Origin of the sequence: Stenotrophomonas sp. SrG (assembly GCF_050031795.1) — a bacterium.
GTDB classification, from domain to species: domain Bacteria; phylum Pseudomonadota; class Gammaproteobacteria; order Xanthomonadales; family Xanthomonadaceae; genus Stenotrophomonas; species Stenotrophomonas rhizophila_A.
The window spans coordinates 1-17,039 of sequence record NZ_JBNBBE010000015.1; the positions used below are offsets into that span (position 1 = coordinate 1).

Below are 17,039 nucleotides of genomic sequence, written 5' to 3' on the forward strand. Positions count from 1 at the left end.
TGGCATGGCGCCCCGGCGCTCGATCCACCGGCGGGGCCCTCAACGCTCGCGGCAGATTAAAAAAAAAAGCGCGGACCTTTCGGTCCGCGCCGGTGGTGCCGCCAGGGGGAGAGAGGACCTGGCGACACCGTTGCCTGGTAGGTCACGACCGTTGGCCGTGACCCCTTTCAATCAATATTTCAGGTTCTGCGACCAGTAGGTCTCGATCTGCTTGACCAGGGCGTCCGGCAGCGGCACGTAGTCCAGCTGCTTGGCTTGGGCATCGCCGCTCTTGTAGATCCAGCGGAAGAACTCCTGGGTCGCCTTGGCGCTGTTGACGTTCTTGGGCTGCTTGCGGACCAGGATGAAGTTGGTGGCGGTGATCGGCCACGCTTCGGCGCCCGGGGCGTTGGTCATGACCAGGTAGAAGTCCTTGGCGTTGGCCCAGTCGGCGCTGGCGGCAGCGGCGGCGAACGACTCGTCGCTCGGCAGCACGACCTTGCCCGACGCGTTCTTCATCGCGGCGTAGGACATCTTGTTCTGCAGCGCGTAGGACAGTTCGACGTAGCCGATGCCACCCTTGATCTGCTTCACGTACGCGGCAACGCCTTCATTGCCCTTGCCGCCGATGCCGACCGGCCACTGGACCGAGGTGCCTTCGCCGACCTTGGACTTCCACTCCGGGTTGACCTTGGAGAGGTAGTTGACGAAGTTGAAGGTGGTGCCCGAACCGTCCGAGCGGTGCACGACGGTGATCTTGCCGTCGGGCAGCTTCACGCCCGGGTTGAGGGCGGCGATGGCCGGGTCGTTCCAGGTCTTGACCTTGCCCAGGAAGATGTTGGCCAGGGTCACGCCATCGAGCTTCAGCGCACCCGGGGCGATGCCGGCCACGTTGATCACCGGCACCACGCCGCCAATCACCGACGGGAACTGGGCCAGGCCGGCCGCGGCCAGATCTTCCGGCTTCAACGGGGCATCGGACGAACCGAAGTCCACCGTGGCCGCCTTGATCTGGGCGATACCGCCACCCGAACCGATGGACTGGTAGTTGACCTTCTTGCCGGTCGCGGTGCTGTAGTCGGCCGACCACTTGGACATGACCGGGTAGATGAACGATGCGCCCGCGCCGGTCACATCGGCGGCGTTGGCGGCGAACACGGAGGACGCGGCGAGGACGGCAACAGCGGCGCGCGACTTGAAGGCGTGGATCACGGGGTGGCTCCTGGGATGGATGGTGGTGCGGGGTTTCCCGCCCGGTGCCTATTCCATAACGGTTCGATGACAGCGCAGCGACTGTCATATGACGCAACCGTGACACCGTTGGTGGGCAGTTCCAGCCACGCAGGGCGTGGCTCTATGCGCTCACGTGCGATGGCGGTGTGCGGGGTAGGGTCGGTCGCCAGACGACTGCAGTGAACGGTTCAACGTCCGGTAACGCATGGAACCGGAACGAAAAAGGGGCGCAGCCCAAGCTGCGCCCCTCCATCACACAGTTACATCAGGACTTACCAGAAGAACTGCAGGCGCGCTTCCAGGATGTTCGGGTCGTCGTTGACGAAGGTGCGCGTGGCCGAGCTGTACTTCTTGCTGTCCACCATCACGTAGTTGAGGGCGAACTTGGTGTTGGAGCGCCAGTAGTAGTTCACGCCGACGGTCCAGATATCCATCTTGCCGCCCAGCACGCCGTCCACGATCGGCGGGCGACCGGCAACCGGGTTGGCGTTCAGATGGCCATCATCCAGGTTCATCGAGTCATAGCGCGCGCCCAGCTGCCACATGCCACGGCCCGGCTCGTCCGGCAGGCCGGTGGTCGGCACGCCGCTCTTGTAGCCCCAGGTCTCGCCGGTGATGTTCCACAGCCCGCTGACATAGAAGCCGTCGCTGGTGTAGTTGTCGCGCGTCATGCGCTTGGCTTCGCTGGTGTAGTACTCGGCCTGGGCCTTGAACGGGCCGCCGATGTACATGGCTTCGGCACCGATGGTCTTGACGCGGTCGGTGTCGGTCATGTTGCCGCTGTCGACCAGGCGTGCGGTGGCCAGGTCGGCGTTCGGACGGGCGCGCACGCGCAGGGTGTCGGCGTCGGTGTCGTAGTCGACATAGCTCAGGCCGAAGTGCAGGACCTGGCCTTTGTCGTTGATCGGCGCCCAGGTGCCACGTGCGCCGTAGCCGCTGCCGTGGGCCAGGTTACGGGTCAGCTCACGGCCGAAGGCGCTGGCGGTGACCGACCAGTTGTTGTCGCCGAAGCTGTAGGCGCCACCGAGGCGGCGGGCCACGGCGTAGGTGTTGGTGACCGCAGCCTTGGAGATGAAGTCGTTGTTCTTGGTGCTGGACAGCTCTTCCAGGCTGTTGGGCTGCTTGAACTGGCCCAGCTGCACGAAGTGGTTGGCGTTGCCGGCCAGCTTGTACTTGACGTTGGTGTCCAGGAACTTGTCGGCCTTGGCGTCGTAGCCGACCACCCATTCCACGTTGCCCGGGCCCTTGCCCTTCAGCACCAGCTCGGCGCGACGCAGTTCGAATTCGCTGTCCTTGCCGTTGGCGGCATCGCCACCGTTGAGATCGGTCACATCGTTGTCGAACCAGTTGCCGTCGGCCTGGACCAGGCCTTCGAAGGTGATCTCCGAGCCGCCGATCACGTCGATGGCCACTTCAGCGTGGGCGGCCGGCACGAACAGCGCAGCAGCCACGGCCGCAGTGAGGAGTTGGCGATGCAGTTTCATGGAAAGGAGCCTTGCAGGCAGGTGGGAAGATGCTGCGCAGGCTAATAAGTGAAGATTGCGTAAATATGACAGTTTCAGACAAAGCAGCCCCAGGCCCGGGCACGGCGGCTGCTGGGGTTGCTCAAACTGCCCGAATCAGATGACTGCCCGGTTGCGCCCAGATGGCAGTCGCCGCCGTCGCTCAGGCGGCGGTTTTCTGCTTGAAGCGGCACAGGTCACGGATCACGCACTGCGGGCAGTCCGGCCTGCGCGCCTTGCACACATAGCGGCCATGAAGGATCAGCCAGTGGTGGGCGTCGAGCAGGAACTCGGCCGGAATCACCTTGACGAGCAGGTCTTCCACTGCCCGAACGTCCTTGCCGGGGGCCAGCCCGGTGCGGTTGGCCACCCGGAAGATGTGCGTATCCACCGCCATCACCGGTTCGCCGAACGCAGTGTTGAGCACCACGTTGGCGGTCTTGCGCCCGACCCCGGGCAGGGCTTCCAGCGCGGCGCGGTCACGCGGCACGTCACCGCCATGCTGGTCGATCAACAGGCGGCAGGTGGCGATGACATTCTTCGCCTTGGCATTGAACAGGCCGATGGTGGCGATGTACTTCTTCAGCCCGTCCTCGCCCAGCGCCAGGATTGCCTGCGGCGTGTTGGCCACCGGGAACAGTTTGCGCGTGGCCTTGTTGACGCCCACATCGGTGGCCTGCGCGGAAAGCGCCACGGCGACCAGCAGTTCGAACGGTGAGCTGTACTCCAGTTCGGTCTTCGGATGCGGATTGAGTTCGCGCAGGCGGGTGAACATTTCAACGACGTCGGCCTTGGGCATGCGCGCACTGCGCGGAGCGGCCTTTGCAACAGGGGTCATCAGGAAGGCTTTCCAGCAGCCCTGGCTTTGGCGCGCGCAAGAATCGCGGCAGCCGCAGGCGGCAGGGCGGGCTTCAGATCGGGAGTGGGGGCCGGCGGCGCGCGTCGCGCATCGCGTTCGGCCGCGCGGCGCGCAAGCCGCTGCGCGCGATGGCGGTAACGGTCACGCGCGGCCCAGGCGCGCTGCAGCTGCTGCTGGGCCTGCAGCAGGCGGGCGGGCAGGTCCGGGTGGCCGGGCAGCAGGGCGTCGTCGCCAGGGCCGGGCACGTAGTCCATCAGGCCGGCGTCCAGCGCGGCGTCCAGGCCATCCGCCAGCACCAGCTGCAGCAGGCGCGCCGGCGCTGGCCCGGCGGCGTCACCTCCCTGAACCATGGGGCGGTTGACCCCGGGCGCTGGGGTGGCACCATCGTCGGCAACGGTCAGGGGCGCGTCGGCCACGGCAGAAACTCCTGGTAAAACGTTAAAAAAAAGTGATTTTGAACTCTGGAAACGAAAGCAGGTCATAGCCTTCGTCGTTAGTGGCGGTTCAACGTTGCGGCGGCTATCCTAACCCGTCGCCTCAGGGCGGCCCAATGCGTCCTGAGTTACCACCCCTGGAGAAACGTTTGATGAAGTTGCGTTCTATCGCGGTCGCCGTCGCGGCCCTGGCCCTGACGGGCAATGCCTTCGCCCAGGACACTTCGTCCGAAAAGGGCAAGCTGAGCTATTACTTCGGTTACGACTACGGCAACAACCTGGCTGAGCTCACCGGTCGCGGCGAACAGCTGGACATCAATTCGGTGGTGAAGGGCCTGCAGGATGCCTACGCCAAGAAGCAGCCGGCAATCACCGCCGACCAGCTGAAGCCGGCCGTCGAAGCCTTCCAGAAGCGTGAGCAGGGTCGTGCTGCTGCCGCCAAGGCCGAGTACGAAAAGGCTGCCGCCGAAAACAAGACCAAGAGCACTGCCTTCCTGACCGCCAACAAGGCCAAGGCCGGCGTGCAGGCGCTGCCGAGCGGCGTGCAGTACCGCGTGATCGAAGCCGGCAAGGGCGCCAAGCCGACCCAGGCCAGCACCGTGCAGCTGGAAGTGGCCGGCCCGTACCCGTTCGGCACCCGTCCGACCGAAGCCCGCCCGGCGCAGCAGATCCCGTCGATCAAGGTCAGCGAAGTCGAAATGAAGGCCATGCGCGAAGTGCTGCTGCAGATGCCGGCCGGTTCGAAGTGGGAAGTCACCCTGCCGCCGGAACAGGCCTACGGTGCCGACCCGCGTACCCCGTTCCCGCCGAACGTCGCCGTGCAGTTTGAAATCAAGCTGGTCAGCGTCAAATAAGAACGGCTGAAAACAACAAAACGCGTCGATGGCAACATCGGCGCGTTTTTTGTTTTCAGCACATTCGTAGCGCCGACCGTTGGTCGGCTCTCGCAGTGTTGGAACCGCGCCATTCGCGTTACTGTTGCCCGGTGCACTTTCCGGAAACCCCCGCCCATGCCATGCCAAGCCCCTGCATCGGAACCTGCGCGCTTGATCGCGCCGGCCTGTGCGGCGGCTGCCTGCGCAACGTGGATGAAATCACCCGCTGGTCGACGATGACCCGACACGAACAAGAACATGTGATGCGGCAGGTGCTGCCGCTGCGTGAGCAGCTGCGGCAGTCGCTGGGTGGCTCACTGGCCGACCACGAGCGCCTGTTGCGCGCGCTGCACCCGCTCGATGCACCCCCCGGTGGCGATGGCTGGAACCGCAGTGAACTGGCCGACCTGCTGCCGCCCGGCCCGCCAGTGGAAGCGGCGGTGCTGGCCGGGATCATTCCGCGTGCCAGCGGCGCGCAGGTGCTGCTGACCCGGCGCACCGATACGCTGCGCCAGCATGGCGGCCAGGTCGGCTTCCCGGGCGGCCGCCAGGAGCCGGACGACCGCGACGCGGTGGCCGCCGCGATCCGCGAAAGCAACGAAGAAATCGCGCTGCCGCACGACCAGGTGCAGGTGCTGGGCTACCTGGATCCGTTCGTGACCATTACCGGGTACCGGGTGATGCCCGTGGTGGCGGTGATCGACCCGGGTTTCGTGGCGGTGCCACAGCCGGATGAAGTGGCCGAAGTGTTCGAGGTGCCGTTCGATTACCTGATGGACCCGGCCAACCTGCACCAGGTCGAGATCGACCACCGCGGCCGCATTCGCCACGTGCTGGAATACGGCTGGCCGGGCCAGCGCATCTGGGGCGCCACCGCCGCCATCCTCTACAACCTGCGTCGCCGCCTGGAGCAACTGGAACGATGACCGCGAACCCGACCCCGTGGACCACCCTTGTCGATGTGGCGACGCTGTCCAGCGCGCTTTCGCAGGGGGATACGCGCCTGCTGGATGCACGCGCCACCGCCAGTGCGGCGCCGCGCGTGCTGGATGCGCGTTTTTCGCTGGCTGATCCGCAGTCCGGCGCGCGCGATTACGCCGCCGGGCATCTGCCCGGCGCCCTGCGCGCAGACGTCAACCGCGACCTGGCGGACATGAGCGTGGTCGGCCACGGCCGCCACCCGTTGCCGGACAGCGGTGCGTTCGCCGCCACGCTGGGGCGTTGGGGAATCGGTCCGGATACCCAGGTCGTGGTCTACGACGGCGGCGACGGCAGCATGGCGGCGGCGCGCGCGTGGTGGCTGCTGCGCTTGATCGGACATACACAGGTGGCGGTGCTCGATGGCGGCCTCGCGGCGTGGCAGGCGGCCGGTCTGCCGTTGACCACGGACGTGCCCGAGGTGCTGCCGTTGCCGGCCTATCCCGGGCGTTTCGATACCCGCCAGGTGGCGTCGGTGGACGAGATCGCCGCGCGCTTGAAGCATGCGCCGGGCTGGCTGCTGGATGCGCGTGCCGGTGAACGGTTCCGGGGTGAGGTGGAGCCGCTGGATCCGGTGGCGGGGCATGTGCCCGGGGCGGTGAACCGCCCGTTCGCGTTGAATGTGGCCGACGGCCGCCTGCGGCCCGCAGCCGAATTGCAGGCCGCGCTGCGGCCGCTGATCGGGACGCATGATCCGCAGCAGGTGGTGTTGATGTGCGGGTCGGGCGTGACCGCCTGCCATCTGCTGTTGGCGATGGAAGTGGCCGGGCTGCACGGCGCGCGGGTCTATGCCGATTCGTGGAGCGGGTGGGTCAGCGATTCAAGCCGACCGGTCGCGACCGGCGCCTGATCGGCCGTCACCCAGGGCGTCAACGATGGCGCAGGTAGAGCGGACTGTCAGTCCGCTGCTCTCCGCGTAGACCGCAGGCTATACGCCAACGGCAGCGGACTGACAGTCCGCTCTACCCCCCCAGCGGACTCAGCGTCACCGCCGCCAGCACCCGCGGCCACGGGAACAACGGGCCCGGGTCGCGCTTGCGCAGCACGCGCCGGTCCGGGTCGTCGCTGGCTACTTCTTCCCGGGTGTCCAGCGCCTCGTGCCCGGCGATGTGGTGCAGGGCGGGCAGGGTGTCGCACAGATGCTGCAACAGGTTGATCAAGGCCGCGATCTGGGTCTCCGGGTAGGGTTCGTCCATCGCCTGGTGGCGTGAATCCAGCCAGTGCGGGTAGCGGCCGGTGTTGACCAGCTCGATGCCGACCGAACGCGGGTTGTACCCGCTGACGTGGTGAGCCACGCGCTCGACCGGGACGTACTCGACGATGCTGCCGTCGCGGTCGATGTAGAAGTGCCCGCTGTTGCCGCTGCCGCTGTCGTACAGCACGCGCTCGCCGTAGCTGCGCGCCATGGCCAGGTCGGGCAGTTCGGTGCAGTGGATGACCACCAGATCGATGTCCTCCGGCGCGCGCTCGCCCAGCTGCGCCACGTAGGGCAGCGGCTGCGAATCGATGCGGGGCGGGGCGCGGTCGGGCATGCGCCGATGCTAGCATTCAGGCATGAGCGCTTACATCGATTTCCACGCGGTGGCTGCATGAGCCGCGGCCACTGCATTCTTTCCCACGGCTTCGAAAGCGGCCCGGACGCCACCAAGGTAACCGCCCTGGCCGAAGTGGCCGAGCGGCTGGGCTGGACCCACGAACGGCCCGATTACACCGACCTGGATGCCCTGCGTGAGGTCAGCAGCGTGGGGGATGTCCGTGCCCGCCTGCAGCGCCTGGTCGAGCGCGCCAGCGCCGCCGCCGCGCAAGGCCCGGTCGTGCTGGCGGGTTCCTCGCTGGGTGCCTACATCTCGGCCATCGCCTCGCTGCAGGTCCCGACCCGGGGTCTGTTCCTCATGGTGCCGCCGACCCGGATGGGGCCGATGCCGGCGCTGGATGCCGCCCGCGTGCCCACCAGCGTGGTCCACGCCTGGCACGACGAACTGATTCCCGCCGCCGATGTGATTGCCTGGGCCCAGGCCCGGTCAGCCCGTCTGCTGCTGGTGGACGACGGCCACCGCCTGAACAATCACGTGGACGCCTCCGCGCAGGCCTTCGAGGCCCTGCTCGCCACCCTCCGGTAGAGCGGGGCTCTGACCCGCTGCATTCCGGTAGCGGTTCGGCCAGCCAGGCAGAGCCGGGCGCTACGCGGCCGCGTGCGGCCGGGTCACGTACAATGGACGGTCCGGCGCCTGCGCCCGGGCCGCCCGCGGTGCCCGTGGGCACCCCCTTCCTGCTGACCTGCGATACCGATCCCGTGAAATTCTTTGTTTCCTGCGCCAAGGGCCTGGAGTACCTGCTCGCCGACGAACTGCTGGCGCTGGGCCTGCCCAGGGCCACTGCCACCATTTCCGGCGTCAATGCCGAGGGCGAGCTGCCGCAGGCACTGAAGGTCGTGTTGTGGTCGCGCCTGGCCAGCCGGGTGCTGTGGCCGCTGGCCGAGTTCGACTGCCCGGACGAGGGATCGCTGTACCAGGGCGTCTCCTCGATGCCGTGGGAGCAGCACATCAGCCCCGAGCTGACCCTGTCGGTGGACGCCCATGTGTCTGGGACCGAAATCACCCACGCGCGTTTTGCCGCGCAGCGGGTCAAGGACGGCGTGGTAGACAGCCTGCGCGCGCAGGGCCTGGAACGACCGTCGGTGAACACCGAGTTCCCGGACGTGCGCATCAACCTGTCGCTGCGCAAGGGCCGCGCCTCGATCTCGATCGACCTCGGCGGCGGCCCGATGCACCGGCGCGGCTGGCGCATGGCGCAGAACGAGGCCCCGCTGAAGGAAAACCTGGCGGCCGCCGTGCTGATGCGCGCCAACTGGCCGAAGATCCATGCCGAAGGCGGCGGCCTGCTGGACCCGATGTGTGGCAGCGGAACGCTGCTGATCGAAGGCGCGCTGATGGCTGCCGACGTGGCCCCGGGCCTGCAGCGGCATGGCAGCATTCCGCCGAGCCGCTGGCTGGGCTTCGACCGCGAGGCCTGGAACGCCCTGATGGCCGATGCGCGCACCCGCGAGCAGGCCGGGCGCGCCGCGCTCAAGCAGGTCATCCACGGCAGCGACATCGACCCGCATGCGATCCGCGCGGCCAAGGAAAACGCGGAGACCGCCGGTGTCGCCGAGGCGATCTGGGTCGGCGTGCGCGACGTGGCCGACGTGCAGGTTCCGCCGCAGGAAACCGGCTGCGTGGTGTGCAACCCGCCGTATGACGAACGCCTGGCCGCCGATGCGGTGCTGTACCGCCGCCTGGGCGACGCGCTCAAGCGCGCCGTGCCGCAGTGGCGGGCCAGCCTGTTGTGCGGCAGCGCCGAACTTGCGTTCGCCACCGGGCTGCGCGCGAACAAGAAGTACCAGCTGTTCAACGGCGCCATCGAGTGCGCGTTGATCGTATGCGATCCCATCGCCGTACCGCAGCGCGAGAACGCGGGCCAGCCGCGCGAGCTCAGCGAAGGCGCGCAGATGGTGGCCAACCGGCTGCGCAAGAACATCCGCAGGTTCAAGACCTGGAAGGCGCGCGAGCAGGTCACCTGCTACCGCGTGTATGACGCCGACCTGCCCGAGTACGCCGCCGCGATCGACGTGTACGAAGAAGACGGTGGCGCTGGCCGCACCTTCCTGCACGTGCAGGAATACGCCGCGCCGGCCACCATTCCGGACGTGGACGTGCGCCGCCGCCGCAACGAGCTGCTCTCGGCCGCGCGCGAGGTATTCCAGGTGCCGGCCGAGCAGGTGGCGCTGAAGTCGCGCGAGCGCGGCAAGGGCGGCAGCAAGTATGGCCGCTTCGAACAGCGCGGCGAATTCGTGCTGGTGCGCGAAAACGATGCACTGCTGCGCGTGAACCTGTTCGATTACCTGGACACCGGCCTGTTCCTGGACCACCGCCCGCTGCGCTGGCACATGGCCAAGGAAGCGCAGGGCAAGCGCTTCCTCAACCTGTTCTGCTACACCGGCGTGGCCAGCGTGCAGGCAGCGGTGGCCGGTGCGGCCTCCACTACCAGCGTGGATCTGTCCGGTACCTACCTGCAGTGGTGCGCCGACAACCTGGCCCTTAACGGCAAGGGCGGCAGCCAGCACCAGCTGATCCAGGCCGATGCACTGGCCTGGCTGGAAGCCGAGCGGCATCGGTTCGATGTGATCTTCTGCGATCCGCCGACCTTCTCCAACTCCGCCCGCGCCGAGGATTTCGACGTGCAGCGCGAGCATGTGCGGCTGCTGCGTGCGGCCGTGGCGCGGTTGAGCCCGGAAGGCGTGCTGTACTTCTCGAACAACTTCCGCCGCTTCAAGCTGGACGAGGAAGCGATCAAGGAATTCGCCGAGTGCCGCGAGATCTCGGCCGACACCATCGGCGACGATTTCGAGCGCAACCCGCGCATCCACCGCGCGTGGGAGTTGAGGCGTTACGGGGCGTGATGTAGAGCCGACTGTTGGTCGGTTTGCACTTGAGTTCCCGTTGCCACCGGAAGAGCAGCCGACTGACAGTCGGCTCTACAGCGCGGCGGCGCCCAGGCCCAGCACCGGCAACGCCCAGGCCAGCGGCGCGATCCAGCGCGGTCGCCAGGGATACAGGCCGAAGGCGATCAGCAGGCCGCTGACCGTCATCGCGCCCAGCCACAGCACCGGGCCGGCGGCCCAGCCGTGGTCGGCCACGCAGATGCCGAACGCGGTCGCCAGCAATGCCCAACCCAGCCAACGCCACAGCCGCATGCGCGCGGGGCCGGCGTGCGCCTTGCCATGCAGGTCGAGCTGGTGCTTTTCCATCGCCAGCGAGAGGGCGGTGAACGCAGAAAAGTTCAATGTGAGCGCCAGCAGCATCATGCGCTGGCCTCGGCGGCATTCGCGGTGGCAGCGAGGGCAGCGGCCTGGCGCCGCTTCTTCTCGGCCGCGCTCAGCGCAGGCTGCCAACGCTGCATGCGCAGGCCGCAGTACGCCAGCATCGCGCCGAAGGCGAGCATCACCAGGTCGAACCCGGCCAGCGCCCAGTCGCCGGTGCGCAGGGTTACGCCCAGATGTGCATCGGTGGTGAGCACATTGATCACCGGGATCAGGGCGAACAAGGCCGCGCCCAGGTACAGCTGCCAGGCCCACATCAACCGCTTGGGCCAGACGAAGGCCGCCAGCAGGGCGGCGGCCCAGGCATAGAAGAACACGCTGGCTTCTGCGTCGGCGCGTTCCGCCATTTCCAGCGGCAGCAACCGGTTACCCCAGAAGTACGCGGCAAACGCGATCGGCAGGCCGGCCACGGCGCCGATGTTGAGCGCATCCACCAGCCGCAGGCCGAAGCCGATCCTGCCGGCCTTGGCGTGCTTGGGGCGTTCCTTGACCGCCCACAGCACTACGCCGCTGGCCACCATCAGGCAACCCACCAGGCCGGACAGGAAGAACAGGGCGCGCAGGCCCCAGTCCGCGAAGCGGGCCAGGTGCAGGCCGTACATCACGCCGCGGGTGTGGGTGGCGCCGCCGGGCTCCGGGCTGGTCTCGATCAGTGCGCCGCTGACCGCGTGGTAGCGCAGCGATGGTGTGTCGATCGACAGCCGCTTGCCATCGCGCTGGTAGATGTCGATCACCGCATTGGCCGCGCCCGGGTGGAACACGGTGAAGCCGCTGACCTGCGCGCCCTTCCATTCGGCACGCGCGCTGTCGAGCAGCTGCTGGATCGGCAGCGGCGCCGCGCTGCCTTCGGCGGCGTCGGCCGGATCGGCCAGGCGCGCAAAGGCCTCGCTGAAGAACGCGTCCTCATCCTTGGGATAAGCCACGCTTACGCCCTGCGGCAGGTACATGAACATCAGCGTGACTATGCCGGTGTAGGTGATCATCGCGTGGTAGGGCAGGGCCATCACCGCGCTGACGTTATGGAAGTCCAGCCACGAACGCAGGCCCTTCTCCGGCCGGAAGGTGAAGAAATCCTTGAAGATCTTCTTGTGGGTGATCACGCCGGTGATGATCGCCACCAGCATGAACATCGCGCAGAAACCCACCAGGTAGCGCGCCCACAGCACCGGGATATAGTGCAGGTCGAAATGCAGGCGGTAGAAGAAATCGCCGCCCCGGGTTTCGCGCGCGGCCACTTCCTCGCCGCTGGCCGGGTCCACCGTGGCATCGCCGAAGCGGCCACCGCCGCGGCGGCGCTTTTCACCTTCGGCCTGTGGCTTCACCATCGATTCGGGGTTGCGCCAGAACATGCGCATGGCCGGGTTGCGCGGATCGGGCAGGGTCACGTTCCAGCTTTCGGCCTGCGGCGCCTTGTGCTGCAGGAAGGTCACCGCGCGCTCGGCGGCGACCTCGGTGGACACGCTGCTGCGCGGCAGCTCCGGGCGCATCCAGCGGCTGATTTCTTCGCGGTAGTAGCTGGCGGTGCCGGCCATGAAGATGAGCAGCAGCAGCCAGCCCACCAGCAGCCCGGTCCAGGTGTGCAGCCAGGCCATGGACTGGCGGAATCCATTCTTCATGCACGTGCTCCCAGTGCGAGGGTGCCCAGCCAGAACAACGCGGTGGGCGCGGCGATGCCAATCCAGGCGCGCAGTGCGGTCCGGGTGGCGAACGCCCACAGCGCGGCGCAGGCGCACAGCACGATCGCCACCAGCATGCCGGTCAGCACCGCTTGCGCGCGGGCGATGGGCAGGGCCACGGCGAAGAACATCGCGCAGGTGGCGGCCAGCGCGTAGCCGCCGAAGATCGCGGCCAACGAACGCGACAGCACTCCCAGCCAGGGGCGGTCGAAGAAACCGCCGAAGCGGTTGAACCAGCTGGCATCAGGCGTGCTGTCCACGGGAACCTGCAATGTCGGGTCGAACAACGAACGTCACCGGCCGGGGCCGGTGACAGGGGGAGGGTGGCCATCCGTGGCCAAGCCGCCGCACAGGGCGGGGGTATCCCTGGAGAACGGTGTTGCCTCTGTCGCGCACCGCAACGCCACCATCGGCGGCGCGCAGGACGGCATCGAGCAAGCATGCAGTGCGCTAATGATAGTCATTATCATTCGCTTCGGCAAGATTGACAGGCGCTTCGCGCCACCCGTTCTTCGCGCGGCGGCTGCAATACTGGCCGCATGACCGACGCAGACCTGCACGCTCTCGACGCCTTGCCCGATCCCGCCGGGCGCGACCCTGACAGGCTGGCAGCCGATGAGGACTGGTGGTCCCAGGTAGCGGCGCTGTACGACCTCACCGGCGAGGTGGTCATGCTCGACAACGGCTACTGGGGCGCGATGGCGCGGCCCGTGTTGCAGTCGTATCAGCGCGCCACCGCACGCGTGAACCGTGAGAATGCCTGGTTCGGGCGGCGGCAGTTCCCGGCGTTGTTGGAACACGCGCGTGCAACGCTGGCCGAAGCGCTCGGCGTGGGCCCGGATGAGATCGCGCTGACCCGGGGCGCGACGGAAGCGATGCAGGTACTGATTGCCGGCTATCGGCACCTGTCTCCGGGCGATACCGTGCTGTATGCGGACACCGACCACGAAAGCGCGATCGCTGCCGTGCAGTGGCTGCGCGAACGCAGGGGCGTGGACGTACAGCGCATCGTGCTGCCGGAGCCGTTCGACCATGACGGCATCGTGGACACCTACCGCCAGGCGCTGGCGCGCTACCCGCGCACCCGCCTGCTGCTGCTCACCCAGGTCGGCCATCGCAACGGCATGCTGCTGCCGGTGACGGAGATCAGCGCACTGGCCCGCGCGGCCGGCGCGGACGTGGTGCTGGATGCGGCCCATGGCGTCGGCCAGGTCGACACGCCGCTGCACGCGCTGGGCGCGGATTTCGTCGGCATCAACCTGCACAAGTGGATCGGCGCACCGGTCGGCATGGGTGCGCTCTACGTGCGTCGCGGACGCGTTCAGGACCTGGATCCCTGCATGGGCGAGACCGACACCGGCGATATCGACAGCCGCGTCCACACCGGCACGGTCAACTTCGCGGCGGTCATGGCCTTGCCGGCCGCGGTATCGCTGCACCAGCGGATCGGCGTGGCAAACAAGCGCGCGCGCCTGCTGCGCCTGCGCAACCAGTGGCTGGATGCGCTGCGCGACGACGCCCGGATCCAGCTGCTGGCGTCACCGGATCCGCGTCTGTCCAGCGCCATCGCCGCCTTCCGCCTGCGCGGGCAGGTCAGCCTGGACGCCAACGCCGCCACGGCCGAGCGCATGCTGCAACAGTCCGGTGTGTTCGTGGTGGCCCGCGAGGGATTGGCGTCCGGCGCCTGCGTACGCGTGACACCGGGAATCTTTACCGCCCCCTCGCAGATACAGTCGTTGATCGACGCCGTGCGCGCAGTTGCTGGTTAGGCAGGACTTCCTGCCGCTAGATGTTCAGCGCGAACTGCAGGCCTTCGCGATTTCGGTATCGATCCGCTCCGGTGCGGGGCGTCCGAACATCTCGCTGATCTCGCGTCGGGCGCGTAGTTCTTCGCATTGCTCCGGATTGGCCGCGCCGTCGATCACGGTGCCGCGCACCGGGGGCTCTCCACGGCCAGCGTCAGCCTGCATGCGGCGGCGGGCCTGGTGCAGGTCGCGCTGGGCGCGGGTGCGCTCTTCCCACGTGAGGTTGGGGTCTTTGACAATCGGACGGGTCACGCCGGTGTCCTGCTCGGGTGGGCAGGGTACCGTCTGGTAGATGGTCTGGCTGCCGTTCGCGCACTTGTACACGCGCCCGGCGTGGGCATTGCAGGCCAGCGCGCACAGCGCCAACGTCATGATCGTCCTTCGCATGGTTCCCCCGGTGGGCCACTCCAGCCCTGAATGCGCGGCAGAATACGCGAACCACGTCTCAAAAACACCCGGGCAATCTGTCAACCGGGCCTGCCACAAACACAGGTAGAGCCACGCCCTGCGTGGCTGCGCAGGGCAGGCGCTACCAACGCATCCAAACGGTCAGGGCATGCAGCAACAGCCCGATCAACCCACCCACCAAGGTGCCGTTGAACCGGATGAACTGCAGGTCGCGTCCCACGCTCAGCTCCAGCTGCTCCACCAGGTGCCGCTCGTCCCAGCCCTTCACGGTCTGCGCGATATGGCTGGTCACGCCTTCGCGCAACCGGCTGGTCAGGCGCTCGGCGCCATCCATGAGGTGCTGGTTGAGCGCCTCGCGCAGTGAAGGGTCCTCCTGCAGCGCCTGGCCGATCTTGCCCAGACTGCGCTGCAGGTGGCCGGCCAGCGCAGACGATTCGCTGGACAGATCGGCGCGCAGGCTGGCATGGATGCGCGCCCACAGGCCCTGGACGTACTCCTGCACCGCCGGGTGGTCGATCACCTGCTGCTTGAGCTGGTCGACCTTTTCCGCCAGTGCCGGGTCGTGGCGCAGGCGCTGGATGTAGTCGCCCAGCCACGCCTCGTAATCCTTGCGCAATGGGTGTTCCGGCTCGGCCAGGATCTGCTGCAGTTCGGCCAGCACCGCGTGCGCCATGCGCTCGGCCAGGCTGTCGCCGATTTCATCAATGGGTTTGACCCAGTTCACCGTGCTGGCCAGCTTCGGCCATTCGCGCTGGATGTAACGCACGATCAGTTCGGAAGCGCGCTGCCGCACGGCGTCGTTGTCCATCCACTGGCTGATCCGGGTCAGCCCTTCGTCCAGCACCCGCTGGTGGCGGTTGTCGGCGGTGAGCAGGCCCAGCAGCTCGCCGGCAGTGGCCGCCGCGTTCCACTGCCGCAGCTGCTCGACCACGAACGACTGGATGCTGCGGCGAACGGCGGTTTCGTCCAGGAAATCCAGCGCCTGCAGGGCCCAGCCCCGCGCCATGTCGGCCAGCAGCCGCGACCGTGCGGGATCAGCCAGCCAGCTGCCGAGCCGGCTGGCGGGGTCGAACACCTGCAGCCGGGCCAGCAGTGCCTGCGGTTCCAGGAACTGGTCGCGCACGAACACCGCCAGGCTGTCGGCAATGCGCTCCTTGCTGTGCGGGATGATCGCCGTGTGCGGGATCGGCAGGCCCAGCGGGTGGCGGAACAACGCCACCACTGCGAACCAGTCGGCCAGCGCGCCGACCGCAGCGGCTTCGCAGAACGCGGACACCCACGCCCAGATACCGCGTTCGCCGTTGAGATGGCTGATGACGAAGCCGGCCAGCATGGCCAGCAGCATCGCCAGGGCAATGGCTTTGAGGCGGCGTAGCTGGGCGCGGCGGGGGTCAACCGAGGGCGTGCTGTTCATGCGGCAAGTGTATCGACCCGGATGCGAATGCCGCCTCCACAAGCATTCTGGAGGGCCGGCCAACGGCCGGCGCTACCATGGAACTCCCACATCGCTCGACGGTAGCGCCGGCCGTTGGCCGGCAGAACGGGTTACGCCACGTCTCCGACCTGTCGGCGAAGCGCCGCCAACTGGACACGCAGCGCATCGTTTTCGAGGGTGAGCGCGATCACACGCTGGCGCAGCTCGGCCGGGCCTTCGCCCAGCGAGGCCAGTGCCTCGGCGATCTCGGCCTCACGGCTGGGATCGACCTCCAGCTCGCCATCGGCGCTGTGCAGCACCTCCTGCACCGGCTTGCGCGGCTTGCGCTTGGCCTCGCGCACGCGCTTGGCGGCCTGTTTCAGCTCGTCCTTGCCGGCGGCCGCGGCCGCGCGCTGCTCCTCTTCCGGCAGCGCCGCTACGGCCGCCGCAGCGCTGATCGAGATCACCCCGCTCTTGACCGCTTCCACCAGTTCCGGCGCGGCCTGCTTGTGGATGCGTTCGATCATCGTCACCTGGCTGCTGCTCAGCCGGGCTTCGCGCGCCATGTCGGCGCGGCTTACCTTCGGCGCCGGCGCCCACGGCGGGCTGTCCTCATCGCCTTCGGGCGTGGCATCGGCGATCTCGCCGTCGCTTTCGCGCTGCAGCTGGGCCTGGTCCGCGCGGTGGCGCTCGGCCAGGATGTCCCGCTTGCGCAGGGCCAGCACGCCGCGCTGGAAATCGGACACGCTGCGCCGGCCCAGGTGCTGTTCGATCATCCACAGGTGGACGTCGTCCATCGACTGGAAGCGGGTGTTCTGCACCGTCTGGAACGGCAGGCCGTGCTTCTGGCAGATGCCGTAGCGGTTGTGCCCATCCACCAATACATCGTTCCACAGCACCAGCGCGTCGCGGCAGCCTTCAGCCAGGATGCTGCGCTCCAGCGCCTCGTGTTCGTCGGCGGTGAGCGGATCGATGTAGGCCTTGAGTTCTTCTTTGACGACGATGTCCATGCAATCCG

Annotated in this window: 18 protein-coding genes; 7 read left to right on the forward strand and 11 right to left on the reverse strand. The window is 67.7% G+C overall.

What is annotated here, in order from left to right; translation table 11 throughout:
• Positions 1-171: 171 nt before the first annotated feature.
• The 4 genes from pstS to ACQG3P_RS14740 all read right to left on the reverse strand — a co-directional run bounded on the left by pstS (position 172) and on the right by ACQG3P_RS14740 (position 3,923).
• The gene (gene pstS / locus ACQG3P_RS14725) at positions 172-1,191 is read right to left on the reverse strand and encodes a phosphate ABC transporter substrate-binding protein PstS (protein ID WP_068850591.1); all 1,020 of its coding nucleotides are present in this window, start codon (positions 1,189-1,191) and stop codon (positions 172-174) included.
• Positions 1,192-1,484: 293 nt separating this feature from the next.
• A complete protein-coding gene (locus ACQG3P_RS14730; RefSeq protein ID WP_068850595.1) occupies positions 1,485-2,696 on the reverse strand; it encodes an OprO/OprP family phosphate-selective porin in 1,212 nt (403 codons plus the stop codon).
• Between the two features lie 181 nt (positions 2,697-2,877).
• Positions 2,878-3,552: an endonuclease III gene (nth, locus tag ACQG3P_RS14735; protein ID WP_426805488.1), complete on the reverse strand. Its 675-nt coding sequence runs from the start codon at positions 3,550-3,552 to the stop codon at positions 2,878-2,880.
• Positions 3,552-3,923 (reverse strand): hypothetical protein, encoded by a 372-nt coding sequence (locus ACQG3P_RS14740; RefSeq protein WP_426805527.1) that lies wholly within the window; start codon positions 3,921-3,923, stop codon positions 3,552-3,554. Before ACQG3P_RS14740 ends, nth begins: the two co-directional genes overlap by 1 nt.
• Positions 3,924-4,159: 236 nt before the next feature.
• Here ACQG3P_RS14740 and ACQG3P_RS14745 point away from each other — a divergent pair, with 236 nt between their 5' ends.
• The 3 genes from ACQG3P_RS14745 to ACQG3P_RS14755 all read left to right on the forward strand — a co-directional run bounded on the left by ACQG3P_RS14745 (position 4,160) and on the right by ACQG3P_RS14755 (position 6,710).
• Positions 4,160-4,861 carry an FKBP-type peptidyl-prolyl cis-trans isomerase N-terminal domain-containing protein gene (locus tag ACQG3P_RS14745; protein ID WP_068850599.1) on the forward strand — a complete coding sequence of 234 codons (702 nt, stop codon included), beginning with the start codon at positions 4,160-4,162 and terminating at the stop codon, positions 4,859-4,861.
• Positions 4,862-5,022: 161 nt separating this feature from the next.
• The gene (locus tag ACQG3P_RS14750; RefSeq protein WP_426805489.1) at positions 5,023-5,808 is read left to right on the forward strand and encodes a CoA pyrophosphatase; all 786 of its coding nucleotides are present in this window, start codon (positions 5,023-5,025) and stop codon (positions 5,806-5,808) included.
• Positions 5,805-6,710 carry a sulfurtransferase gene (locus ACQG3P_RS14755; protein ID WP_426805490.1) on the forward strand — a complete coding sequence of 302 codons (906 nt, stop codon included), beginning with the start codon at positions 5,805-5,807 and terminating at the stop codon, positions 6,708-6,710. Before ACQG3P_RS14750 ends, ACQG3P_RS14755 begins: the two co-directional genes overlap by 4 nt.
• Before the next feature lie 112 nt (positions 6,711-6,822).
• On the opposite strand, the gene ACQG3P_RS14760 is transcribed toward ACQG3P_RS14755, so the two are convergent.
• Positions 6,823-7,392: an N-acetylmuramoyl-L-alanine amidase gene (locus tag ACQG3P_RS14760; protein WP_426805491.1), complete on the reverse strand. Its 570-nt coding sequence runs from the start codon at positions 7,390-7,392 to the stop codon at positions 6,823-6,825.
• 57 nt (positions 7,393-7,449) lie between these two features.
• On the opposite strand from ACQG3P_RS14760, the gene ACQG3P_RS14765 reads away from it, so the two are divergent.
• Together ACQG3P_RS14765 and rlmKL are read left to right on the forward strand one after the other, a co-directional pair.
• On the forward strand, positions 7,450-7,980 hold the full coding sequence (locus tag ACQG3P_RS14765; RefSeq protein ID WP_184124231.1) for a hypothetical protein: 531 nt from the start codon (positions 7,450-7,452) through the stop codon (positions 7,978-7,980).
• A 173-nt stretch (positions 7,981-8,153) separates the two neighbouring features.
• Positions 8,154-10,298: a bifunctional 23S rRNA (guanine(2069)-N(7))-methyltransferase RlmK/23S rRNA (guanine(2445)-N(2))-methyltransferase RlmL gene (rlmKL, locus tag ACQG3P_RS14770; protein ID WP_093533951.1), complete on the forward strand. Its 2,145-nt coding sequence runs from the start codon at positions 8,154-8,156 to the stop codon at positions 10,296-10,298.
• Positions 10,299-10,373: 75 nt separating this feature from the next.
• On the opposite strand, the gene ACQG3P_RS14775 is transcribed toward rlmKL, so the two are convergent.
• Genes ACQG3P_RS14775 through ACQG3P_RS14785 form a run of 3 tightly spaced genes read right to left on the reverse strand, consistent with a single transcriptional unit; the run spans position 10,374 to position 12,654 of the window.
• Positions 10,374-10,703: a DUF3325 domain-containing protein gene (locus ACQG3P_RS14775; protein ID WP_184124227.1), complete on the reverse strand. Its 330-nt coding sequence runs from the start codon at positions 10,701-10,703 to the stop codon at positions 10,374-10,376.
• On the reverse strand, positions 10,700-12,334 hold the full coding sequence (locus ACQG3P_RS14780; protein ID WP_426805492.1) for a PepSY-associated TM helix domain-containing protein: 1,635 nt from the start codon (positions 12,332-12,334) through the stop codon (positions 10,700-10,702). The genes ACQG3P_RS14775 and ACQG3P_RS14780 overlap by 4 nt, the downstream gene beginning before the upstream one ends.
• A complete protein-coding gene (locus ACQG3P_RS14785) occupies positions 12,331-12,654 on the reverse strand; it encodes a DUF3649 domain-containing protein (RefSeq protein WP_414715899.1) in 324 nt (107 codons plus the stop codon). Before ACQG3P_RS14785 ends, ACQG3P_RS14780 begins: the two co-directional genes overlap by 4 nt.
• Positions 12,655-12,727: 73 nt before the next feature.
• On the opposite strand from ACQG3P_RS14785, the gene ACQG3P_RS14790 reads away from it, so the two are divergent.
• Together ACQG3P_RS14790 and ACQG3P_RS14795 are read left to right on the forward strand one after the other, a co-directional pair.
• The gene (locus tag ACQG3P_RS14790) at positions 12,728-12,937 is read left to right on the forward strand and encodes a hypothetical protein (RefSeq protein ID WP_426805493.1); all 210 of its coding nucleotides are present in this window, start codon (positions 12,728-12,730) and stop codon (positions 12,935-12,937) included.
• On the forward strand, positions 12,934-14,163 hold the full coding sequence (locus ACQG3P_RS14795; RefSeq protein WP_426805494.1) for an aminotransferase class V-fold PLP-dependent enzyme: 1,230 nt from the start codon (positions 12,934-12,936) through the stop codon (positions 14,161-14,163). Before ACQG3P_RS14790 ends, ACQG3P_RS14795 begins: the two co-directional genes overlap by 4 nt.
• Positions 14,164-14,187: 24 nt before the next feature.
• On the opposite strand, the gene ACQG3P_RS14800 is transcribed toward ACQG3P_RS14795, so the two are convergent.
• From ACQG3P_RS14800 to ACQG3P_RS14810, 3 genes are all read right to left on the reverse strand, one after another.
• Positions 14,188-14,571, reverse strand: a complete 384-nt coding sequence (locus ACQG3P_RS14800; protein WP_426805495.1) for a hypothetical protein — start codon at positions 14,569-14,571, stop codon at positions 14,188-14,190.
• A 157-nt stretch (positions 14,572-14,728) separates the two neighbouring features.
• Positions 14,729-16,021 carry a DUF445 domain-containing protein gene (locus ACQG3P_RS14805; RefSeq protein WP_426805496.1) on the reverse strand — a complete coding sequence of 431 codons (1,293 nt, stop codon included), beginning with the start codon at positions 16,019-16,021 and terminating at the stop codon, positions 14,729-14,731.
• A 131-nt stretch (positions 16,022-16,152) separates the two neighbouring features.
• Positions 16,153-17,031 (reverse strand): plasmid replication/partition related protein, encoded by an 879-nt coding sequence (locus ACQG3P_RS14810; protein ID WP_426805497.1) that lies wholly within the window; start codon positions 17,029-17,031, stop codon positions 16,153-16,155.
• Between the last annotated feature and the right edge of the window lie 8 nt (positions 17,032-17,039).